The 22,357-nt window shown below is 69.3% G+C and carries 23 protein-coding genes; 17 read left to right on the top strand and 6 right to left on the bottom strand.

All coding sequences use genetic code 11. The features are described from left to right. Positions 1-23 precede the first annotated feature (23 nt). Positions 24-608: a hypothetical protein gene (locus EV193_RS08725; RefSeq protein ID WP_130343473.1), complete on the top strand. Its 585-nt coding sequence runs from the start codon at positions 24-26 to the stop codon at positions 606-608. Positions 609-627: 19 nt separating this feature from the next. Further along, positions 628-1,026 carry a hypothetical protein gene (locus EV193_RS08730; protein ID WP_130343474.1) on the top strand — a complete coding sequence of 133 codons (399 nt, stop codon included), beginning with the start codon at positions 628-630 and terminating at the stop codon, positions 1,024-1,026. Here the strand turns inward: EV193_RS08730 and EV193_RS33205 are convergent, their stop codons facing one another. After that, a complete protein-coding gene (locus tag EV193_RS33205) occupies positions 1,027-1,317 on the bottom strand; it encodes an SAV_915 family protein (protein WP_165401289.1) in 291 nt (96 codons plus the stop codon). A gap of 145 nt (positions 1,318-1,462) precedes the next feature. Between EV193_RS33205 and EV193_RS08740 the strand changes: the two genes are divergently transcribed. From EV193_RS08740 to EV193_RS08760, 5 genes are all read left to right on the top strand, one after another. Continuing rightward, entirely contained in the window at positions 1,463-1,813 is a 351-nt protein-coding gene (locus tag EV193_RS08740) for a VOC family protein (RefSeq protein ID WP_207222553.1), read from the top strand. Between the two features lie 78 nt (positions 1,814-1,891). After that, complete coding sequence (locus EV193_RS08745) at positions 1,892-3,943, top strand: S9 family peptidase (protein ID WP_207222577.1); 2,052 nt, start codon at positions 1,892-1,894, stop codon at positions 3,941-3,943. A gap of 31 nt (positions 3,944-3,974) precedes the next feature. After that, complete coding sequence (locus tag EV193_RS08750; protein ID WP_130343477.1) at positions 3,975-4,925, top strand: LLM class F420-dependent oxidoreductase; 951 nt, start codon at positions 3,975-3,977, stop codon at positions 4,923-4,925. A 67-nt stretch (positions 4,926-4,992) separates the two neighbouring features. Beyond that, a complete protein-coding gene (locus EV193_RS08755) occupies positions 4,993-5,715 on the top strand; it encodes an arsenate reductase/protein-tyrosine-phosphatase family protein (protein WP_130343685.1) in 723 nt (240 codons plus the stop codon). Next, positions 5,702-6,088 (top strand): VOC family protein, encoded by a 387-nt coding sequence (locus EV193_RS08760; protein WP_130343478.1) that lies wholly within the window; start codon positions 5,702-5,704, stop codon positions 6,086-6,088. Before EV193_RS08755 ends, EV193_RS08760 begins: the two co-directional genes overlap by 14 nt. A 49-nt stretch (positions 6,089-6,137) precedes the next feature. On the opposite strand, the gene EV193_RS08765 is transcribed toward EV193_RS08760, so the two are convergent. Beyond that, entirely contained in the window at positions 6,138-7,712 is a 1,575-nt protein-coding gene (locus tag EV193_RS08765; RefSeq protein ID WP_130343479.1) for a M28 family peptidase, read from the bottom strand. A gap of 409 nt (positions 7,713-8,121) precedes the next feature. On the opposite strand from EV193_RS08765, the gene EV193_RS08770 reads away from it, so the two are divergent. Genes EV193_RS08770 through EV193_RS08795 form a run of 6 tightly spaced genes read left to right on the top strand, consistent with a single transcriptional unit; the run spans position 8,122 to position 15,140 of the window. Then, positions 8,122-8,919 carry a TIGR03084 family metal-binding protein gene (locus tag EV193_RS08770; protein ID WP_130343480.1) on the top strand — a complete coding sequence of 266 codons (798 nt, stop codon included), beginning with the start codon at positions 8,122-8,124 and terminating at the stop codon, positions 8,917-8,919. Beyond that, positions 8,916-10,610: an acyclic terpene utilization AtuA family protein gene (locus EV193_RS08775; protein WP_130343481.1), complete on the top strand. Its 1,695-nt coding sequence runs from the start codon at positions 8,916-8,918 to the stop codon at positions 10,608-10,610. The genes EV193_RS08770 and EV193_RS08775 overlap by 4 nt, the downstream gene beginning before the upstream one ends. Then, a complete protein-coding gene (locus tag EV193_RS08780) occupies positions 10,607-11,752 on the top strand; it encodes an acyl-CoA dehydrogenase family protein (protein WP_130343482.1) in 1,146 nt (381 codons plus the stop codon). The genes EV193_RS08775 and EV193_RS08780 overlap by 4 nt, the downstream gene beginning before the upstream one ends. After that, positions 11,749-13,347 (top strand): acyl-CoA carboxylase subunit beta, encoded by a 1,599-nt coding sequence (locus EV193_RS08785; RefSeq protein WP_207222554.1) that lies wholly within the window; start codon positions 11,749-11,751, stop codon positions 13,345-13,347. Before EV193_RS08780 ends, EV193_RS08785 begins: the two co-directional genes overlap by 4 nt. A gap of 9 nt (positions 13,348-13,356) precedes the next feature. Further along, positions 13,357-14,520, top strand: a complete 1,164-nt coding sequence (locus EV193_RS08790; RefSeq protein WP_130343483.1) for an acyl-CoA dehydrogenase family protein — start codon at positions 13,357-13,359, stop codon at positions 14,518-14,520. 8 nt (positions 14,521-14,528) lie between these two features. Next, the gene (locus EV193_RS08795; RefSeq protein ID WP_130343484.1) at positions 14,529-15,140 is read left to right on the top strand and encodes a TetR/AcrR family transcriptional regulator; all 612 of its coding nucleotides are present in this window, start codon (positions 14,529-14,531) and stop codon (positions 15,138-15,140) included. Here the strand turns inward: EV193_RS08795 and EV193_RS08800 are convergent. Continuing rightward, complete coding sequence (locus tag EV193_RS08800) at positions 15,137-15,529, bottom strand: cupin domain-containing protein (protein WP_130343485.1); 393 nt, start codon at positions 15,527-15,529, stop codon at positions 15,137-15,139. The two genes, EV193_RS08795 and EV193_RS08800, sit on opposite strands and share 4 nt — an antisense overlap. A 51-nt stretch (positions 15,530-15,580) precedes the next feature. Between EV193_RS08800 and EV193_RS08805 the strand changes: the two genes are divergently transcribed. From EV193_RS08805 to EV193_RS08820, 4 genes are read left to right on the top strand one after another with little or no spacing between them, the layout of a single operon-like run. Next, positions 15,581-16,549: a helix-turn-helix domain-containing protein gene (locus EV193_RS08805; protein WP_130343486.1), complete on the top strand. Its 969-nt coding sequence runs from the start codon at positions 15,581-15,583 to the stop codon at positions 16,547-16,549. A gap of 38 nt (positions 16,550-16,587) precedes the next feature. Next, positions 16,588-17,244 carry a TetR/AcrR family transcriptional regulator gene (locus tag EV193_RS08810; protein WP_130343487.1) on the top strand — a complete coding sequence of 219 codons (657 nt, stop codon included), beginning with the start codon at positions 16,588-16,590 and terminating at the stop codon, positions 17,242-17,244. Between the two features lie 29 nt (positions 17,245-17,273). Next, the gene (locus tag EV193_RS08815; RefSeq protein ID WP_242613223.1) at positions 17,274-18,203 is read left to right on the top strand and encodes an MBL fold metallo-hydrolase; all 930 of its coding nucleotides are present in this window, start codon (positions 17,274-17,276) and stop codon (positions 18,201-18,203) included. Beyond that, entirely contained in the window at positions 18,203-18,964 is a 762-nt protein-coding gene (locus EV193_RS08820; RefSeq protein WP_130343489.1) for an alpha/beta fold hydrolase, read from the top strand. The genes EV193_RS08815 and EV193_RS08820 overlap by 1 nt, the downstream gene beginning before the upstream one ends. Here the strand turns inward: EV193_RS08820 and EV193_RS08825 are convergent. The 3 genes from EV193_RS08825 to EV193_RS08835 form a co-directional block, all read right to left on the bottom strand. Then, on the bottom strand, positions 18,942-19,952 hold the full coding sequence (locus EV193_RS08825; protein WP_130343490.1) for a methyltransferase: 1,011 nt from the start codon (positions 19,950-19,952) through the stop codon (positions 18,942-18,944). The two genes, EV193_RS08820 and EV193_RS08825, sit on opposite strands and share 23 nt — an antisense overlap. A gap of 74 nt (positions 19,953-20,026) precedes the next feature. Beyond that, entirely contained in the window at positions 20,027-21,673 is a 1,647-nt protein-coding gene (locus tag EV193_RS08830) for a DUF6345 domain-containing protein (protein WP_130343491.1), read from the bottom strand. A 78-nt stretch (positions 21,674-21,751) separates the two neighbouring features. Continuing rightward, complete coding sequence (locus tag EV193_RS08835) at positions 21,752-22,318, bottom strand: dihydrofolate reductase family protein (protein ID WP_130343492.1); 567 nt, start codon at positions 22,316-22,318, stop codon at positions 21,752-21,754. Between the last annotated feature and the right edge of the window lie 39 nt (positions 22,319-22,357).

Consider the following 22,357-nt stretch of genomic DNA (forward strand, 5'->3'; position numbering starts at 1 on the left):
GCCTACCGACGAGGGCGGTGTCGATGGCGAACGGGCGCGTGCTGTGGATCGACCGGGATTTCGACCGGGAGCAGGACGACACGGGACGCGGGCGGTTCGCCGCACACGTCGAGGCGAGGCTGGACGATCTGCACACCACGCTGGGCGACATCTCGCCGGTGCCGTTCGCGTCCGCGGTCTGGCGGCTGGCGACACCGCCGGACCTGGATCCCGGTTTCGTCCGGTGGCACCGGCGGGTGCTGTCCGCGTCGTGCGCGCCGAGCACGTGGGACGGAACGCTGATCGCCACGGTGCGGCTCGCGTCCCCGCAGCCGACCGGGCTGGCCGTGTCGAAGACCTGGTGGCGCGACCGAGGTTGGCGCGGCTGGCCGGAGCTGTTCGGCCAGTTCGTCGAGCCCACCGACCGCGATCTCGCGGCCAGCCCGCACATTCGGACGTCGGTGCTGATCGAGGCGCCGCTGCCGTTGGACGGGCTGGCCGTCCCGGAGAACCCGTACGACTCGGTCGCGGACAAGGCCGAGCTGTCGGTCGCGGCACTGGTGCGCTCGCTGAACGATCTTCTCGTCCCGGTCGTCGATGCGATGGAATCCGCCGTCGAGCGTCCGTGAAGGTGGTAGACACGCCAGTGTGACGTCCATCGTGGAGTACTTGCGCAGGGGATTCGCCGACACCGGCTACCCGGACGCCGAGGTGCGCGAACCGTCCTGCGCCGGCTGCGGTGGACGCCGGTTCAGCGTGGAGGTGGACGACGAGGACGGCTGTGCCCGCCGCGTGTGCGTCTCGTGCGATCGGCCCGCGTTCATCGCCGACAGCGAGGAACACTGGGCCGACGCCGACCCGGGCGAGTGCGAATGTCCTTGCGGCGCGGGGGTTTTCGAAGTCGCCGTCGGCTACGCGCTGCGGCAGGACGGCGAGGTCGGGTGGATCGCCGTCGGGCTGAGGTGTGTCGCGGACGGCAACGTCGGGGTCTACACCGACTGGAAGATCGACTACGAGCCGAGCCGTGACCTGCTGGCGAAGGCCTGATCAGGCGGTCAACCGGTTCGCCGCCGGGATCTCCGGGTCGAGCACGAGTGCGTCGAACCTCGGGTCGTCGTCCGGGGTGAGGCGCTCGATCGCGACGACGATCCACGGGTGCGTCTCGCCGTGGCTGGCGGCGAGCCGGCCGAGCGTGGAGTACACCGGCAGCGCGCGCCGCCCGTCGGGCAGTTCGTGGGTGTCCAGGACGAAGCCGCCGCCGGTCAGGATCGTGCTGACACAGGGGACGAAAACCATCGGGGGCAACGATTCCCGCCGCTCGAGGAACAGACCTGACACCCGAACCACCCTCCCTCGCGTTTGCTTCGGCAACTGTGACGACGCGACCACGCGGTGGGTTCCTCCGCGACGATTTTCCGTCTTCCGGCCGGTCATACCTGTGCGTCGCGATCGTCGCGGCGCCGAAACGACAGGAGTGATCGCGTTGACGAAAGCACCGGCCTGGTTCGACATCACCGCACGGAACGCCGAGCGGTCCCGCCGGTTCTACGGCGAGCTGTTCGACTGGGAGATCGCCGTGGACGAGTCGATGAACTACGGCCTGACCAGCACGGCCGACGGGGTGCCCGGCGGAATCGGCGAGACGGGCGACGGCAGCCCGCACCCGGCCGGGGTGGTGCTGTACTTCCCGGTCGAGGACCTGGACGGCGCGGTGGCCAGGGCCGAGCGGCTCGGCGGCTCGATCGCTGTGCCCGCGTGGGAGCTCCCCGGCCTCGGCCGCATGGCGGTGATCCTCGACGTGGACGGCAACCGGATCGGCCTGTGGCAGCGCTGATCGTGCTCGGCGGGGTGGCGCGGGCACGACCAACGTAGGTCTGATTAGGTCGAGATCGTGACCGACGACTTTCTCCGCATGCAGGCCAGGACCCAACGATTCACGCTCGGGACGCCCAGGGGGTTCCAGGTCGCGCCGGACGGGTCGCGGGTGCTGTTCCTGCGGTCCAACTCCGGTGAGGACCGGGTGCACTGCCTGTGGCGGCTCGACCTGGCGACCGGCGAGGAGACCCGGCTCGCCGATCCGGCCGAGTTGCTCGGCGGCGACGAGGAGCTGTCCGATGTGGAGCGGGCGCGCCGCGAGCGCAGCCGGCAGCAGGCGGGCGGAGTGGTCGGCAACGCCACGGACGCCGAGGTGCGGATCGCGGTGTTCTCGTTGTCCGGCAAGGTGTTCGTGACCGACGCGATCACCGGCGACACCCGCGATCTGAGCACCGCGACGCCCGTGGTCGACCCGCGTCCGGACCCGACCGGCACGCAGGTCGCCTACGTGGCGGACCACGCGCTGCGGGTCGTCGGCGTGGACGGCACGGGCGATCGCGTGCTGGCCGAGCCGGGTGGCGAGGACGAGGCGTACGGGCTCGCCGAGTTCATCGCCGCAGAGGAGATGGGGCGCTCGCGCGGGTTCTGGTGGTCGCCCGACGGCACCCGGCTGCTGGTGGCGCACACCGATCGGTCGGCGGTGCAACGGTGGCACATCAGCGATCCGGCCGATCCGTCGGCGGCACCGCGCACGGTGGCCTACCCGGCGGCCGGCACGTCCAATGTGGACGTTCGGCTGGTGGTGCTCGGCCTGGACGGCACGCGCGTGGAGGTCGACTGGGACCGGATCGCGTTGCCGTACCTGGCGTCCGTGCACTGGTCGGCGAGCGGGCCACCGGTGATCACCGTCCAGTCGCGAGACCAGAAGGTGATGCGGTTCCTCGCGGTGGACCCGGACAGCGGCGCGACGAGCCTGGTGCGCGAGGACACCGACGTGCACTGGGTGGAGATCGTTCCGGGGACGCCCGCGTGGACGGCGGCCGGTGATCTGGTGACGGTGTCCGCGATGGACGGCGCGTACCGGCTGATGATCGGCGACGAGCCGGCGACGCCCACCTCGCTGCAGGTGCGCTCGGTGCTGGACGTCGGCGAGGACGTGCTGTTCACCGCGTCGGAGGCGGACCCGACGCAGGTGCACGTGTACCGCGCCGGAGAGGGCGAGCCGGTGCGTCTGTCCACTGTGGACGGTGTGCACTCGGCGGCCCGCGGCGGCGAGGTGACCGTGCTGACGTCGTGGTCGATGGACCGCTCCGGGCCGGACGTGCGGGTGCTCGGCACCGAGCGGACCGTGCGGTCCTCCGCGGTGACACCGCCACTGGAGCCCGAGGTGATCACGCTGACGCTCGGGGAGCGCGGCCTGCGGGCGGCGCTGCTGTTCCCGCGCGGGCACCAGCGGGGGAGCCGAAAGCTGCCCGTACTGCTGGATCCGTACGGCGGCCCGCACGCGCAGCGGGTGTTGTCCACGCGCAACGCGTACCTGACCCCGCAGTGGTTCGCCGACCAGGGGTTCGCGGTGCTGGTCGTGGACGGGCGCGGCGCACCGGGCCGTGGACCGGCCTGGGATCGCGAGATCGCGCACGCGTTGGCCGACGTGACGCTGACCGACCAGGTGGACGCGCTGCACGCGGCGGCGGAGGAATTCGAGGACCTTGATCTGTCCACTGTGGCCATTCGCGGCTGGTCCTTCGGCGGGTACCTGGCGGCGCTGGCGGTGTTGCGCCGGCCGGACGTGTTCCACGCGGCGATCGCGGGCGCGCCGGTGACCGACCAGCGGCTGTACGACACGCACTACACCGAGCGGTACCTCGGGCACCCCGACGAGCACCCCGAGGTGTACGAGGCGAACTCGCTGCTCGGGCTGGCCGGTTCGCTCGAGCGGCCGCTGATGATCATCCACGGTCTGGTGGACGACAACGTGGTGGTGGCGCACGCACTGCGGCTGTCCGGCGCACTGGTCAAGGCGGGAAAGCCGCACACGATGCTGCCACTGTCCGGTGTCACCCACATGACGCCGCACGACGAGGAGGCGGCGGTCAACTTCCTGCGGCTGCAGGTGTCGTGGCTGAACAACGCGCTGCGGCTGAACTAGGGTCCGGGTGAACGCACCTGGAGGAGTCGCGATGGACCGGTGGGGAATCACGCTGCCGCTGACCGGCGTGCCGCTGACGGCGCACCGGGAGCTCGTGAAGGAACTGCCGGATCTCGGGTACACCGATGTGTGGTCGGCGGAGACCGCGGGCACCGACGCGTTCTCTCCGCTGGTGCTGGCCGCCGAGTGGGCGCCGGAACTGCGGCTGGGCACGGCGATCGCCCCCGTGTACACCCGGGGAGCGGGCCTGCTGGCGATGAGCGCGGCCACCGTCGCGGAGGTCGCGCCGGGCCGGTTCGTGCTGGGCATCGGCACGTCCTCGCCGACGATCGTGGAGGGCTGGAACGGGCTCTCGTTCGACGAGCCGTTCGCGCGCAGCAAGGACACGATCGCCTTTCTGCGGTCGGCGCTGGCCGGCGAGAAGGTGACGCGGGAGTACTCGACGTTCTCGGTGCGCAAGTTCCGGTTGGAGCGCCCGCCGGACCCGCCGCCGCAGATCATGCTGGCGGCGCTGCGGCCCGGCATGTTGCGCCTCGCGGCTCGGGAGGCGGACGGCGCGATCACGAACTGGCTGGCGCCGGCGGACGTGCCGACGGTGCGCGCGGAACTCGGGCCGGAGCGCGAACTCGTCGCCCGCATCTTCGTGTGCCCGACCGAGGACGCGGACGCCGCGCGCGGGCTCGGCCGCCTGTTGATCTCGAGCTACCTGACCGTGCCGGTGTACGCGGCGTTCCACGAGTGGCTCGGCCGTGGGGACAAGCTGCGCCCGATGCACGAGGCGTGGGCCGCCGGCGACCGGGCGACGGCGAACACCGCGATTCCGGACGACGTGGTGGACGAGCTGATCGTGTACGGCAGCCCGCAAGCGTGCCGGGAGCGCGTGGCCGAGTACGTGGAAGCGGGACTTGACACGCCGGTGATCTCGGTGCTCCCGTCCGGCATGGACCAGTTCGAGGCCGTGCGAGTCCTCGGTCGGACCTAATACATCAAACAAGATTGATGTATTATCAAGCCCCGTGAAGGTCGAGCCGACCCCGGTTCCGCTGCTGATGCGGATGGCCGCGCACCCGCTGCGCTGGGCGCTGCTGACCGAGTTGGCGGCGAGTGACCGCCGGGTGCGGGAACTCGTCGCGGCGGTCGGCGAGCCGCAGAACCTGGTGTCGTATCACTTGCGTCTGCTGCGCGCGGCCGGGTTGATCACGGTGCGCCGCAGCGATTTCGACGGCCGCGACAGCTACTACCACCTCGATCTCGCCCGCTGTGGTGCCGCTTTCGCCGAGGCCGCCGCCGCGCTGCACCCGGCGCTGACGGGTGCCGCCGCGAGGTCCGAGGAGGCGGCCGGCGGTGCGGTGTTGTTTCTGTGCACCGGAAACAGCGCGCGTTCACCCATCGCCGAGGCGCTGCTGCGGCACCGCGGAGGCGGGCGGATCGAGGTGGCCAGCGCGGGCAGTCATCCCAAACCCGCGTTGCACCCGAACGCCGTGCGGGTCATGGGGGAGCGTTACGGCATCGACCTTGGTGATCACCACACCACGGCGCTGTCGGCCGTCGCCGGCCGCCGCTTCGACTACGTGATCACGTTGTGCGACAAGGTTCGCGAGGTTCCTCGCGATCACGGATCGGCCAGGACCGCGCACTGGAGCCTGCCGGATCCGGCCGCCGCCGGCTATCCCGAGTTCCGCCGCGTCGCCGAGGAAATCGATCTCCGCAACCGATTCCTGCTGCCGCTGCTCACAACCACAACGAGGAGTGTCGATCATGTCGAGCACTGAACAGGCCATCGTCCGTTACCTCGTCGACGACGTGGCCGCCGCCGTCGAGTTCTACACCACGCACTTCGGCTTCGCCGTCGACCTCGACGCCGGCCCCGCGTTCGCGGCGGTCAGCCGAGGCCCGCTGCGACTGCTGCTGTCGGGGCCGAAGAGCTCCGCTGGTCGCCCCATGCCCGACGGCGCCACCCCGGAAGCGGGTGGCTGGAACCGCGTCCAGTTCGTCGTCGCGGACATCGCCGCCGAAGTGGAGCGGCTGCGCGCCGCCGGGCTGAGCTTCCGCAACGACATCGTCAGCGGTCCGGGCGGACAGCAGATCCTGTTGCACGATCCCGCTGGCAACTTCGTCGAGCTGTTCCAGCCGGCTGCGCGGTAGGCCGCACCGACGCGGACGTCGGTGCGGCTTCCGCACTACGAACTGTCGCCTACAACGTCAGCGTCCAGGTGTCGATGGTTCCGGTGTCGATGGCCGCGGCGTCTTGGACTCGGAGTGTCCAGTTGCCGTTGGCGGTCTCCCCGGCGACGTTGGCCGTGTAGGTCTGGTTGATGTTGTCGGTACTGCCGCCCGATCTGTTGTGCAGCGTGTAGGCCGTGCCATCCGGCGCGACCAGACTCACCACGAGGTCGCCGATGTAGGTGTGCTGAATGTGCACTTCGACTTTGGAGGTGGTTGACGGGCTCCGGTCACAGTTGGAGATCGTCAGTGGTGAGGTCACGGTGGTGTTGTCCGGAATGGCGACGTTGTTCCCGTTCGTGCCGGAACAACTGGCACCTCCGGTCGGATTGATCGTCCAGGAGAACTGTGTGCTGCCGCTCTTGACGGGGCTGGAGTTGTCTGTCGCGGTCGCGGTCACATTGAACGTGCCGGCGGTCGACGGCGTGCCGGAAATCGCACCGGATGCGCTCATGGTCAAACCGGTGGGCATTCCGGTGGCCGACCAGGTGTACGGCGTCGCACCACCGGAAGCGCTCAACTGCAGATTCACCGGGGTGCCGACCGTCCCGGTCTGGTTGCCCGGATTCGTGACGGCCACACTGCCGGTTCCGCTGCCGACCGCGGTCCACACCGCGTGCGCGATGCCGTCCGCGGCACGGTTCAGGACCGTGGCGCTGATGTTGCTCGTGGTGTCGCACGACCGGTGGTAGCACGGGTCGAACGCGCCACCGGACGTGCCGCCCCACTTGCTGGCCTGCGCCGAGGTCTTGCGCGCGCTGGCGCCGGCGGCGTAGCCGGACGTCGGGATGCCGCCCTGCTGGAAGGAGTAGTCGTCGGACCGCCCCTGGCCCTCGGTGTTCTCCTCCGGGGACAGGTTCAGCGAGTCCCAGTACGCCTTCAGCGGTGCCGCCGTCGTCGAGGTGATCCGGTTGATGAAGTAGCCGCCGTTGATCGAGCCGACCATGTCGAAGTTGTAGTACGCCTTGATCGACGCCCGCTGAGTCGAACTCAGGTTGTTGACGTAGAACTCGGACCCGTTCAGGCCCTGCTCCTCGTCGGTCCACCAGGCGAACCGGACGTGCTTGGTCATGGTCGGATTGGCCTGGGCCAGCGCCAGCGCGTTCTCCAGCAGCGCGCCCGAGCCGGAGGCGTTGTCGTTGATGCCCGGGCCCGCCGACACGCTGTCGAGGTGCGCGCCGAACATGATCACGTTGTCCGCGGGGCCGCCCGGCCAGTCCGCGATCAGGTTGTTGGACCGATAGGTGCAGGTGGTGCAGTCCTGTAGGGCGACCGTGTAGCCGGCCTGGGTCAGTTTGTCCTTGATGTAGTTGACCGACGCGGTGTAGCCGGCACTGCCCGCACGCCGGTGTCCGCCACTGTTGCTGGCGATCGTATTGAACTGGGTGAGGTGTGCCTGAATGTTGCTCACGCTGATGTCCGGGGGTGCCAGGACGGTGGCAGCGGGCGGGGCCTCGGCCGTGGCTGGTGTGACACCGAGCGCGGCCACGGCGAAACCGGCGACGAGGGCGAAAGTTGCCCCAGCCGCCAAGGATCTGCGGAACATGGGTGGTTCCTCCAAATGGGTGCAGGGAGAGAAACCGGCTCGATCGAGCGCCTGTCGCGCCCGCTCCGCAGCCCAGGGGAGTCGGACGACGGCCGGCAACGCGATCGATCGGGTGTAGCGACATTCGCATGTACGCATAGGACGAACAAGAGGGCGTCCTGTTTACGGGTACTCATTTATTCGTGACCGTTGTTCCTGACGAGAAATCGCGGCCCGTTTGGGAATTCCCAACTCCCTCAGTGCGCCCTACGGGCGGTGCGGAACGCGGGACTCGCCGGTGCAGGGCGCGGGACTCGCGCGGTCGGGGCAGTCGGGCGCGTCGGGGCGAAGAAAAAGCAAGCACGCATGCTTGATTTCGGTTGAGCCGTGTGCGACGGTGAACCTCGAGGCACCCCGACGAGGAGGCACCGTGGTCGCGCTGTCCGCCCTGCTCCAGGATCTCCACGACGAAAGTGCGGAGCTCGACGCACTGGTCGAGCCGCTCTCGGCGACTCAGTGGGCGGCCCCGACCCCGGCGGAAGGCTGGACGATCGCCCACCAGGTCGCCCACCTCGCCTGGACCGACGACCGCGCGATCCTCGCCGCCACCGATGAGGTCGGCTTCCAGCAGGAGATCCAGGAATTCGCCGCCTCCGGCGCGTTCGACAAGGTCGTGGACAACGCCGCCGACGACGGCGCGAAAGCCACACCGGACCGGCTACTCGAACGCTGGCGCACCGGCCGCCGGCAGCTCGCCGAGGCCCTGGCCGCGCTGCCGGAAGCGGCGACCGTGCCGTGGTACGGCCCGCCGATGCGCCCCGCGTCCATGGTCACCGCGCGAATCATGGAGACCTGGGCGCACAGTTTGGATGTCGCCGACGCGTTGGGTGTCACCAAACTGCCCACCAACAGGATCAAGCACGTCGCGCACATCGGCGTCCGCACTCGCGACTTCGCGTTCAACGTCCACGGACTGACTCCACCAGCCGAGCCGTTCCGCGTCGAGCTGACCGCACCGGACGGCGAGGTGTGGACCTGGGGCCCCGACGACGCCGCCGAGCGGGTCACCGGACCGGCGATCGACTTCTGCCATGTGGTCACCCAGCGCCGCAACCGCGCCGACACCGCGCTGGAAACCGTTGGGACACAGGCGAACCAGTGGCTGGATATCGCGCAGGCGTTTGCCGGCCCACCCGGGCCGGGACGGGAAGCGGGGCAGCACGCATGAGCGCCCCGATCCGCATCGGCAACGCGTCGGGCTTCTACGGCGACCGGTTCGAGGCCGTGCGGGAGATGCTCACCGGCGGCGAGTTGGACGTACTCACCGGCGACTACCTCGCCGAGGTGACCATGCTGATCCTCGGGCGCGACCGGCTGAAGGATCCGAGCCGCGGCTACGCCAAGACCTTCCTGCGCCAGATGGAGCAGAACCTGGCGCTGGCCAAGGCCAAGGGCGTCACCATTGTCGCCAACGCGGGTGGGCTCAACCCGGCTGGGCTCGCGGATGCCTTGCGGGACTTGGCGAAACGGCTCGACGTTGACGTGTCGATCGCGCACGTGGACGGCGACGACCTGTTGCCGCGCGCGGCCGAGCTGGGCCTCGGGTCGCCGGTCACCGCCAACGCCTACCTCGGCGCGTGGGGCATCGCCGAATGCCTACGGGCCGGCGCCGACATCGTGGTCACCGGCCGGGTGACCGACGCGTCGGTCGTGGTCGGCCCAGCCGCCGCGCACTTCGGCTGGGCTCGCGACGACTACGACAAGCTCGCCGGCGCCGTGGTCGCCGGGCACGTGATCGAGTGCGGCGCCCAGGCCACCGGCGGCAACTACGCGTTCTTCACCGAGCTGCCGGACCTGCGCCATCCGGGTTTCCCGATCGCGGAGATCAGCGCCGACGGCTCCAGCGTGATCACCAAGCACCCGGGCACCGGGGGAGCGGTGACCGAGGGAACCGTTACCGCGCAACTGGTCTACGAGATCACCGGCGCACGGTACGCCGGCCCGGACGTGACCGCCAGGTTCGACACGATCACCCTCACCGACCCCGGAGACGACCGGGTGGAGATCACCGGCGTGCGCGGCGAGCCGCCACCGCCGACGCTGAAGGTGTCGGTCAACGGGCTCGGCGGCTTCCGCAACGAGGTCGTGTTCGTGCTGACCGGGCTGGACATCGAGGAGAAGGCGCGGCTGGCGCACGACCAGATGTCCGCGGCGCTCGCGGCGAACGCGCCGAGCCAGATCTCCTGGACGCTGGCGCGCACCGACCACGCCGACTCCGGCACCGAGGAGACCGCCAGCGCACTGCTGCGGTGTGTGGTGAAGGACCCCGATCCGAAGGTCGTCGGACGCCCGTTCAGCAACGCCGCGGTCGAGATGGCGCTGGCCAGCTACCCGGGCTTCCATCTCACCGCGCCGCCTGGTGAGGCCAAGCCGTACGGCTCGTACCGCCCGGAATTCGTTGACGGTAAAGAGGTTCCGCACCTCGCGCACCTCGCCGACGGGTCCACTGTGGACATCCCACCGGCCGACGACACCCGCGAGTTGGCCGAGGTCGAGCAGCCGGACCTGCCCGCACCGGTGGACGGACCGGCCCGGCGAGTGCCGCTCGGCACGATCGCGGCGGCCCGCAGCGGCGACAAGGGCGGCAGCGCCAACGTCGGCGTGTGGGTGCGCACCGACGAGCAGTGGGCGTGGCTCGCGAACACCCTGACCGTGGAGCGGTTCCGCGAGCTGCTGCCGGAGACCGCCGACCTGCCGGTCACCCGACACGTGCTGCCGAACCTGCGCGCGCTGAACTTCGTGGTCGACGGCCTGCTTGGAGACGGCGTCGCCGCGCAGGCCCGGTTCGACCCGCAGGCCAAGGCGGTCGGGGAGTGGCTCCGCTCGCGGCACGTCGACATTCCGGAGGGCCTGCTGTGACCACTCCGTTCGAGACGGCCGAGCGCCGCCAGCTCCGCGAGACCGTGCGCGCGTTCATGGTCTCCGATGTGTTGCCGCATTTGGATTCCTGGGAGCGCGAGGGCGAACTGCCGCGCGAGCTGCACCGGCGTGCGGGTGACCTTGGCCTGCTCGGGGTGGCGTTCCCGGAGCCGGTCGGCGGCGGTGGCGGCGAGCTGATCGACGCGATGGTCGTGGTGGAGGAGATGCACTACGCCGGCGCGTCCGGCGGGCTGATCGCCTCGTTGCTGACCTGTGGCATCGCGGTGCCGCACATCGTGACCGCCGGCGACGAACGGCAGATCGACCGCTGGGTGCGGCCGACGCTCGCCGGTGAGCTGATCGGGGCGCTGGCGATCACCGAACCGGACGGCGGCTCCGACGTCGCGTCGATCCGCACCACGGCCAAGCGCGACGGCGACCACTACATCGTCAACGGCGCCAAGACCTACATCACCTCCGGCTGCCGCGCCGACTTCGTGACCACCGCGGTGCGCACCGGCGATCCGGGCGCGCACGGCATCTCGCTGCTCGTGGTGGAACGGGACACGCCGGGGTTCACCGTCACCCGCAAGCTGGAGAAGATGGGCTGGCTGTGCTCCGACACCGCCGAACTGTCCTATGTGGACTGCCGGGTGCCGGCCGTCAACCTGGTCGGCCAGGAGAACTCCGGGTTCGTCCAGATCGTCACACAATTCGTGGCCGAGCGGCTCACCCTCGCCGTGCAGGCCTACGCGGCGGCGCAGCGCGCGCTGGACGTGACCGTCGAATGGTGCCGGCTGCGCGAGACGTTCGGCCGGCCGCTGATCTCCCGGCAGACCGTCCAGCACACGCTCACCGAGATGGCGCGCCGAGTCGACGTGGCCCGCACGTACACGCGGGGCGTGGCGCTGCGGCACCTCGCCGGCGAAGACGTGATCGCGCAGGTGTGCTTCGCGAAGAACACCGCCGTCGAGGCCGGCGAATGGGTGGCGCACCAGGCGGTGCAACTGCACGGCGGGCTCGGCTACATGCGCGAGTCCGAGGTGGAGCGGCACTACCGGGACATGCGCATCCTCGGCATCGGCGGCGGCACCAACGAGATCATGACCGGCCTCGCGGCGAAACGGTTGGGGTACAAGTGACTCAGCTCAAGTCCACTGTGGACACAGGATCCGACGAGTTCGCGGCGAACCGGGACGCGATGCTCGGCAAGCTCACCGAGATCGAGGGCGAGCACGCCAAGGCGGTGGCCGGCGGCGGCGAGAAGTACGTGACCCGGCACCGCGATCGCGGCAAGCTGCTCGCCCGCGAACGGGTGGAATTGCTCGTCGACGAGGACTCGCCGTTCCTCGAGCTGTCCCCGCTGGCCGGATGGGGCTCGGACTACAAGGTCGGCGCGAGCATGGTCACCGGCATCGGCGTGGTCGAGGGCGTCGAGTGCGTGATCACCGCGAGCGACCCGACGGTCAAGGGCGGGTCGATGAACCCGTGGAGCGTGAAGAAGGGCTTCCGGGCCGCGGACATCGCCGCGCAGAACCGGCTCCCGTCGATCAACCTGGTCGAGTCCGGCGGCGCGGATCTCCCGACACAGAAGGAGATCTTCATCCCGGGCGGGCGCACGTTCCGCGACCTGACCCGCTCGTCGGCGGCCAAGATCCCGACCGTGGCGCTGGTGTTCGGCAACTCGACGGCGGGCGGCGCGTACCTGCCCGGCATGTCCGACTACGTGGTGATGGTCAAGGAGCGCGCGAAGGTGTTCCTCGGCGGGCCGCCGCTGGTGAAGATGGCCACTGGCGAGGAGTCCGACGACGAGTCCCTCGGCGGCGCGGAGATGCACGCCCGCACCTCCGGCCTCGCCGACTACCTCGCGGTGGACGAGAAGGACGCGATCCGGCTCGGGCGCAGCATCGTCAAGCGGCTCAACTGGCGCAAGCACGGGCCGGCGCCGGAGCTTTCCTACGACGAGCCCATGCACGATCCCGAGGACCTGCTCGGCATCGTGCCACCCGATTTGAAGACGCCCTTCGACCCGCGCGAGGTGATCGCCCGGGTTGTCGACGGCTCCGACTTCGACGAGTTCAAACCGTTGTACGGCAACAGTTTGGTGACCGGATGGGCCACCGTGCACGGCTATCCGGTCGGGATTCTGGCCAACGCGCGCGGTGTGCTGTTCAGCGAGGAGTCGCAGAAGGCGGCGCAGTTCATCCAGCTGGCCAACCAGACCGACACGCCGCTGATCTTCCTGCACAACACGACCGGCTACATGGTCGGCAAGGACTACGAGCAGGGCGGGATCATCAAGCACGGCGCGATGATGATCAACGCGGTGTCCAACTCGACGGTCCCGCACATCTCGATCCTGATGGGCGCCTCGTACGGCGCCGGTCACTACGGCATGTGCGGCCGCGCCTACGACCCCCGATTCCTGTTCGCCTGGCCCTCGGCGAAGTCCGCGGTCATGGGCCCGCAGCAGCTCGCCGGCGTGCTGTCGATCGTCGCGCGCGCGGCGGCGCAGAGCAGGGGACAGGACTACAGCGAAGAGAACGACAAGGCGATGCGCTCGATGGTGGAGAACCAGATCGAGGCGGAGTCGCTGCCGATGTTCCTGTCCGGGATGTTGTACGACGACGGGATCATCGATCCGCGCGACACCCGCACGGTGCTCGGCATGAGTCTATCGACTATCCACAATGGACCGATCAAAGGCGCGGACGGCTTCGGCGTCTTCCGGATGTGAGGTGTACCAATGGTTTTCTCCGAATCCGATGAGCGGATCGCACTCCGGTCGGCGGTCTTCGAGCTGGGCAGGAAGTACGGCCACGAGTACATGCGCCGGCAGGTGCGCAGCGGCGGCAAGACCAACGAGCTGTGGGACGAGGCCGGCAAGCTCGGCTACCTCGGCGTGAACGTGCCGGAGGAGTTCGGCGGCGGGGGCGGCGGCATCGGCGATCTCGCCGCGGTGTGCGAGGAGTTGAGCGCGGCCGGCTGCGGGCTGTTGCTGATGGTCGTGTCGCCGGCGATCTGCTCCACGATCATCGCCCGGTACGGCACCGGCGAGCAGAAGCGGCAGTGGCTGCCCGGGTTCGCCCAGGGGACCACCCGCATGGCGTTCGGGATCACCGAGCCGGACGCCGGGTCCAACGCGCACAAGATCACCACCACGGCCCGCCGGGACGGCGACGGCTGGCTGCTGTCCGGCCGCAAGGTGTTCATCTCCGGCGTGGACGAGGCGGACGCCGTGATGATCGTCGGGCGCATCAGAGACGAACACAGCCGCGAAGGCCGATTGAAGCCGGCGCTGTTCATCGTGCCGACCAACGCGGAAGGCTTTACCTACCAAGAGATCGAGATGGACATCGCGTCGCCGGACAAGCAGTTCCTGCTGTTCCTGGACGACGTGTCGCTGCCGGCCGACGCGCTGGTCGGGTCCGAGGACGCGGCGCTGCTGCAACTGTTCGCCGGGCTCAACCCGGAGCGGATCATGGCGGCCTCGTTCGCGATCGGCACCGGGCGCTACGCCCTGGACAAGGCGGTCGAGTACGCCAAGACCCGCACGGTGTGGAAGGAGCCGATCGGCGCGCACCAGGGCATCGCGCACCCGCTCGCCGACGCCAAGATCAGCCTGGAGCTGGCCAAGGTCATGACGCAGAAGGCGGCCGCGCTGTACGACGCGGGCGACGACATGGGTGCCGGCGAGGCGGCCAACATGGCGAAGTACGCGGCGGCCGAGGCGTCGATCAAGGCGGTGGACGTCGCGGTGCAGACGCACGGCGGCAACGGGCTCGCCAGCGAGTATGGGCTGGGCTCGCTGATCGCGGCGTCCCGGATCAGCCGGATCGCGCCGGTGAGCCGTGAGATGATCCTGAACTTCGTCGCCCAGAACTCACTGGGATTGCCGAAGTCCTACTAGGAGAAGGAATGCGGGTCACCGAAGACGGTTCACGCGCGCCGCAGCAGGACCGCAGCCGGGCCACCCGGCAGCGGCTGCTGGAGGCCGCCGTGGACTGTCTGGCCGAGGTCGGCTGGACGGGCAGCACGGTGGCGGTCGTGGCCGAGCGGGCGGGTGTGTCCCGAGGGGCGGCGCAGCACCATTTCCCGACCCGCGAGGATCTGTTCACCGCGGCGATCCCGTACGTGACCGAGCAGCGGATCGCCGGGCTCGCCGAGCGGCTGGGCACACTGCCGGCCGGCCGGGCGCGTACGGCGGCCGTGGTCGACATGATCGGCGCCATGTTCACCGGCAAGCTGTTCCGGGCCGCGCTGCAGCTCTGGGTGGCGGCGTCGTCCGACGAGCAACTGCGCGCGCAGATCGTGCCGTTGGAGGCACAGCTCGGCCGCGAGTGCCACCGGCTGGTGGTGGACGCGCTCGGCGCTGACGAGTCGGTGCCCGGGGTGCGCGAGTCGATCCAGGCGACGCTGGACATGGCGCGCGGCTTCGGTCTGGCCAACCTGCTGACCGACGACTCGAAGCGCCGGGCCCGGGTGCTCAGCGTCTGGGCCGACGCGCTGGATCGCGCGCTCGCGGGTTAGGCGACTCGGCGGCCGGTCGTGGTCGTGATGTGCTCGGGAAGCGCGTCGTGACGATCACCGGTGCTCGGGGTTCCGGTCGGTTCGACCACCATGATCGTCGCACCGTCCACTGAGGACGGTTTGTGCTCGATTCCGCGTGGCACCACGAAGACCGACCCTCGGGGGAGTGTCACGTGGCGTTCGCCGTGCTCGTCGCGCACCCCGATGCGCAGCTCGCCGTCCAGGACGAGGAAGAACTCGTCGGTGTCGTCGTGCGTGTGCCAGACGAACTCGCCGGCCACCTTGGCGACCCGGACGTCGTAGTCGTTGATCCGGGTGAGGATGCGCGGGCTCCACAGGTCGGTGAAAGTGGCCAGGACGGATTCGATGGCGATGGGTTCGTTGCTCACGTTTTCATCGTGGTGCGGGCGGCGGCTCGACGGGAGTGCTAGAAATCGCGTATGTCGCGTGGATCCTCGCATCGGGTGGCGGTGATCGTCGACGAGGGCTCGAACCCGTTCGAGCTGGGCGTCGCCACCGAGCTGTTCGGGTTGCGACGGCCGGAACTGGACCGGCCGTGGTACGAGTTCTCCTTGTGTGCCGCCGAAAAGTCGGTGCGGATGCACGGCGGACTGTTCGCGCTGTCCGAGGTGGCCTCGCTGGACGCGGTGAAGGACGCCGACACCGTGATCGTGCCGAACCGGCCGGACCCGGAGGTGGATCCGTCGCCGAAGGTGGTCGCGGCCGTTCGGCGAGCGGCCGCGCGGGGTGGGCGGCTGGTGAGCTTCTGCACCGGTGCGTTCACCCTGGCGGAATCGGGCGTGCTGGACGGGCGCCGGGCCACGACGCACTGGCGGTGGGCCGAGCGCTTCGCCGTCCGCTATCCGGCGGTGCGCCTGGAGCCGGACGTGCTCTACGTCGACGACGGTGACGTGCTCACCTCGGCGGGCAGCGCGGCCGCGTTGGACCTCGGCCTGCACCTGATTCGCCGCGACCACGGCGCCGAGATCGCGAACGCGGTCAGCCGCCGCCTGGTGTTCGCCGCGCATCGCGACGGCGGGCAGCGTCAGTTCGTCGAGCGACCGGTCGCCGTCGTCCCGGACACCTCGCTGGCGCCCGTACTCGCCTGGGCGCAACGGAATCTGAGCCGGCCGGTCACCGTGGTCGACCTGGCCAGGCATGCCGCCGTGAGCGCGGCGACGCTGCATCGCCGATTCCAGACCGAGCTGGGAACCACGCCGTTGGCCTGGCTCACCGCCGAGCGCGTGGCGCTGGCCTGCCGGTTGATCGAACGGGGCGAGTTGCGGCTGGACCGTGTCGCCCAGGAGAGCGGATTGGGCACGACGTCCAACCTCCGAGTCCAGATGCGCAGGCGAACCGGGCTGACGCCGACCGCCTACCGCCGCCGGTTCGCCGAGCCGCTCGCTTGACGCTTGACAAATTGAGCGAGCGCTCATTAAATAACCACATGGACGAAGCACCGACCGTCAGGCGGCGAGGCCGGCCACCCAAGAGCGAGGGCCGGGCAACCCGGGAAATGCTGCTGGACGCGGCGCTCGAACTGTTCGCCCGCCAGGGTTTCGCGGCCACCACGGTTCGCCAGCTCGCCGCTCAGGTCGGTGTCCGGGACAGCGCGATCTACGGCCATTTCTCCGGCAAGCAGGAGATCTACGACGCGCTGTTCGCCGAGGCGGGCCCGGCGTCGTTCGAGTTCCTGCGGATCGACGTGGACGCGCTGATCGCCGCCGGGCCGCGTGCGGCGGTGCCGGACCTGGTGTCGCGGGTGATGGCGAGCTGGTGCAGTCCCCGGTCCCGGCGGTTCACCAGCGTGCTGCTGCGCGACGGGAGCGGGGCCGGCGGGTTGCGCGGCCTGTCCGCCGCCATCGAGGAGGCCAGGGACCGCCTGCAGGAGCCGTTCCTGCGCTGGCAGGACACCGGCCAAGTCCGGAGCGATCTGCCCGCCCGGCAACTGGTGTGGGAATTGTTCGCGCCGCTGCAGGTGCCGCGAATGCTGCATTTGCACGCCGATGCCACCGACGACGACCTGGCCACCGCCCGGCGCCTGGTCGACGACCACGTGCGGTTCTTCCTGAGCTGCGCGCTACCGACGGAGAGGAGCGAGTGATGTACGGACACATTCCGGTCGTTCACGAAATGAGCGAACGGCCGCCCGAATTCGTGGCACCGAATCTCAGCCCGGCCGGTCTGCGGCTGGCACCTCAGGAATTGGGGGAGGGCGTCTATGCCTTGATGGCCAACGAGGTGCCCAAGGACAACAACGGGCTCATCGTCGGCGAGAAGGCGGCACTGGTGGTCGATTCCGGGATCAGCCCGGACGTCGGCCGGTACATCCAGGAAGTGGCGGCGGGCCTGACCGGCAAGCCGATCCAGTTCTTGGCCAACACCACCTACCACGGCGACCACACGTTCGGTAACACCGCTTTCGGCGACGAGGTCACCGTGTTCTCCTCGCGGGTCAACAAGGCCGCGATGACCGACCTCACCGCGGAGAAGCGGATGCGGGCGGAGAGCATGTACGGCGACGATTCCTTGGACCAGGTGCACACCTGGCGCAAACCGGACGTGGTGTTCGATCGGTTCTGCGAGATCGATCTCGGCGGCCGGATCGTCCACCTGTGGCATCTCGGCCCCGGCAACGGTTCCGGCGACACGCTCGTGCACGTGCCCGACGCCAAGGTCACCTTCACCGGCAACTTCGTCCTGCCAGCCGGTGTCACGCCGATGATGCTGATCGGCGACCCGCTCGGCTACGCCCGAAGCCTGCGCACGATGCGAACGCTGCTCGACACGGACACCATCGTGCCGGGACACGGCTTTCTCGGCCCCGCCGAGCCGGGCATCACGGCGTGGATCTCCTACCTCGAACACCTCGCCGCCGCCGTGCACCGAGGCCGGGAGGCGAACGTGCCGGTCGAGGTGCTCTACGACGAGCTGCCCATGTGGGGAATCGAGCCGCCGGCCGCCGCGCCCGAACGGTTCCACGCTCTGGTGCGCTCGCTGCACCGGCTGAACATTCTGCTCACCTACCGCTGGCTCGACGGCGTGCGCACCACGGCGGCCTGATGGACACCCGGGTCATCGGGTCAGGCCCGCACCGGGTCCTGGTGTTGCACGACTGGCTCGTGCCCACCGACGCGTGGGGTTCGTTCCTGGACTACCTCGACGGGGTCCGGTTCACCTACGCGCTGCTGGACGCCCGAGGCTACGGGCGCCGGCGTGACGTGGCGGGGGAGTACACCATGCCGGAGTTGGCCGGCGACGTCATCGCGCTCGCCGACCAACTCGGCTGGGACGAGTTCTCGCTGATCGGGCATTCCATGGGAGGCAAGGCGATCCAACGCGTCATGGCCGACGCGCCGACACGGGTGCGCAACCTCGTCGCGATCACGCCAACGCCGGCCGGGCGGGTGCTGCTCACTGACCAGAAGCAGGCGACGTTCGCTTCCGCGGCGCACTCGGCCGACGCCCGCCGCGAGCTGCTGGACTTCTCGACTGGGAACAGATGCAGCCGTGCGTGGTTGCGTCACATGGTCACAGCATCTGAGAACGGTTCCACAACAGAGGCCTTCGCCGCGTACCCGAAATCGTTCCTGCACAACGACTTCACCGCCGACGTCACCGGCAACCCGACACCCGTCAAGGTCATCGCGGGCGAGCACGACCTGGCCATTCCGGAACAAGCGATACGGAACGCCTGGTCGGCGTGCTACCCGAACCTGGAGATCGAGGTACTCGCCAACGCCGGCCACTATCCGATGCACGAGACACCGGTCGCGCTCGCCGCCGCCATCGAGAACTTCCTCAACCGGTGGTGGTCGCCGTGAACTCGACCAGCGTTCGGTCCACGGCGACCGGGGTCTTCGACACGGCCGTGAGGCCGAACGGGCGGGCCATTTCGTTCAGCTCCTCGATGGTTCGCTCACCACCGCCGAAGAACACCAGCATGCAGAGGTCGTACATAGTGTTGACGTCGTGCTCGCGCAGCATTTCGATCACGAGTACCCGACCGTGCTCGCCCGCCGCCTCGGCACATCGGGACAGGATCACGCGGGCGTGCTCGTCGTCCCAGTCGTGCAGGATGTCGCAGAGCAGGTAAGCGGCAGCACCTCGAGGCAGTGGATCGAAGAAGCTCCCGGCGACGGTCGTGACACGGTGGTCGAGACCGGCCGCCGCGAACGCCTCCGCGGCGCGGGTGACGGTGGGCTCCAGATCCACCACTTGCCCGGTCACCGTCGGGTGCTCCTCGACGATCGCGCGCAGAACGGTGCCCACTCCGCCGCCGACGTCCACGATGGTGCCGAAGCGGCTCCAGTCGAACCGCCTCGCCATCTCCGGCGCCCGGACGTCGAACCGCCGCTCCATCCGGGCGTCGAACGACTGGCGCAGGGCCGGCCGGTCGGCGAGGTCCGCCCAGAAGTCACGGCCGTACCGGCGCGGGTACGCGGCGGTCGAGGTCTTCACCACGTCGAGCAGGTCGACGAACGCCAGTGTGGCTCGCCCGATGGCGGAGTCGATGTCGAGCTGATCGAGAAGGTGGGTGTCGTGGTCGGCGCGCAGCGGACCGGCGAGCGCGGTCAGGCCGTACCGGTCCTCGACGAACTCGAGCACGCCGATCGTGACGAGGTGGTCGAGGACTCGCGTCAACGCCATCGGTGCCGTCGCGGTGGCTTCGGCGAGTTGCGCCGCGGTGGCACCGGTGTCGCCGATCAGGTCGGCCAGGCGCAGTGTCGCGGCGACTCGAATCGACATCGGCGTCGCCAAGCTCGCCATCTCCCACAGCGTCTCGGTCGGCGAACTGTGTCGATCAACCATGGACCGAGGCTAGCCGCGAAATGAGAGCGGCGGAACCCGTTGCGGTACAACGGGTTCCGCCGCACTACCTCCCCTTACAGCGGCTGCTCCAGCACGTACTGCTTGCGCAGTCCCTCGCCGCAGTCCACCTCGACGGTGCGGCGGGCGACCAGCGTGCCGTCACCGTTCTGCAGCGAGTAGCCGACCTCCGTGGTCTCCGGGACCACGGTCACATTGGTCGGCACCCGACCACTGGCCGACAGCCGGCGCAGCAGCCGTTGCTGCTGCTGGTCCAGCACCTCGTCCACCGACGACGCAGAGGACCGCGCACTGGACGCGGAACCCGACGGGTCCGGCGGCACGGACGCCGACCGGTCGAGCACGTCCTCGACCCTGCGGCTGGCGTCCACGATGCGGGTCACCGTGCCGGTGCCGTCCACGCTCACCCGGACCTCGCCGACGCCCGGCGTGACGACCGGAACGCCGTCGATCACCTGGGTCAGCACCACGGTGGTCTCCTGACGACGCGGGTCGACCGTCTCCTCGCGGCTCGCGCCGGCGTTGTACGCGTGGCGCACCTTGTCCGCGATGAGATCGACGTTCTCCGCCAGTCCGAACGATTCCACGGCCTGCTGGGCGAGCCGCACCGCTTCCTCGGCGTCCGGCGCGTCCCGGCCGCCGCCGTCCGGCCTGGCGAACCTGATCTCCCGGGTGCCGTCGGCGGTGACCGACAGCGTCGGGCCGTCCCCGCCGGAGCGGAGCACGATGCCCTGCGAACCCGCCGGCATCTCGGCGCGCTCCTCGCTCGACACGCCGAACTGTTGTGCCAGTTGGGAAAGCCGGTCGGTGGACAGGTCCGGTGCGAGGAACCGAACGCTGGTCACGGCGTCCGGCAGCGTCTCCAACGGCGCGGAGATCTGCTTGGCCGCGTCGTACCAACGCCACCACCACCAGGCCTTGCTCGGCCTGCCGTCGAAGAAAGCGCGCTCGTTGAAGCACCGGTCCTGCGCCTCGGCCTGAGTGGCACCGAATCCGACGGCGGACGGCGCCTGCTTGGTGTAAATGCGCCACGACGCGTCCAGCCACGCGTCGCTGAACGAGTGGTCCGCGCCCTTGTTCCATTCCTGGAAGAAGAACTTCCCGTAGTTCGGGCTGTCGATGCTGATCGTTTCGAAACCGAACAGCATGCGCAGTCCGAGATTCGAGTTGTACCAAGTGCGAATCGGACTGTGGCCGGCGTGCACCCGCAGCGAAAGGCACGTGGAGAAGAACACGTACCGCGCCATCTCGTTGCCGAGCCGCATGTCGTTGGAGCTGGCCCAGGCCGTTCCGCCCCAGGTCGCACCCATGGGAATCCAGAAGACGCCGTTGCCGTCCATGTCGCCGTGGCCGGAGTGGTAGACCACTCGCGCCGCGTCGAATCCGTAGTCGTCCTGCCAGTTGTCGTATGTCTCGCCGTAGATCCAGGCCTGGACGTTTCCGTCCTTGTACCAGAAGTTCGGCGTGTTGAACTGTTTGACGTAATCGTGGAAACCCAGAGCGTCTTCATGCGTGGCACCCAGGTCGCTGATTCCCGCTGGGAAATCCTCGATCGAACAGAAGCCGTACATGTCCTGCTTGACGCCCTTGGTTTCCTCCCGCGTCGCCTTGCCGGGCGCGAACGGGTTAGCCGCACCGATCACGCTCAACCCGGCGGTAGCCGTCTCCGCCGCGGTCGCGGTGTCGGGCTTCAGTAAAGCCATGGTCCCTCCTCCTGCAGCTGCGCGTGGGTGGCCCCACGCTTAGGAGGAGGGCGCGGCGTTACCGGAGATACACCCTGACTAGGGATTCTCCGGAGCGAAGCTCGAGTACGTGATGCCGCTGCGGAACGCCTGGACGTCCAGCCGCCGCAACGTCGGGACCTCGAACCCGTCGGGGAACAGCCGCCGGCCACGCCCCTGCACGACGGGGAAGGTGTACAGGCGGTACTCGTCGACCAGACCCGCCTCGATCAGCGTGTGGCACAGCGTGATGCTGCCGGTGACCACGATGTCGCGACCCGGCTGTTCCTTCAGCGCGCGAACCTCGGCCACCGGATCACCGGACAGCACGGTCGTGTTCTGCCACGCCGGATCGGTGATCGTCGACGAGACGACGTACTTGTGCACGTCGTTGAGGTAGGCCGACACACCCGTGGTGTCCTCATCGATCACAGTCGGCCAGTAGCCGCGCAGGTCCTCGAAGGTCTGCCGGCCGGCGAGGAACGCGTCCGCCGCGCCCATGTGCCGGTGCTGCACCTCCAGCAGATCGGACATGTCGACATCGCCGCCCTGCGCGGCGAACCAGTCGCCGAGCATCTCGATCGAACCGTCGAGCGTGATGTTCTGGGTGATCGCGAGCGTGCGCATGTGGTCCTCCTTCTGGTCGTCACCCGTACCGACTCGCGC

This window comes from Herbihabitans rhizosphaerae (genome assembly GCF_004216555.1).
Classification (GTDB): domain Bacteria; phylum Actinomycetota; class Actinomycetes; order Mycobacteriales; family Pseudonocardiaceae; genus Herbihabitans; species Herbihabitans rhizosphaerae.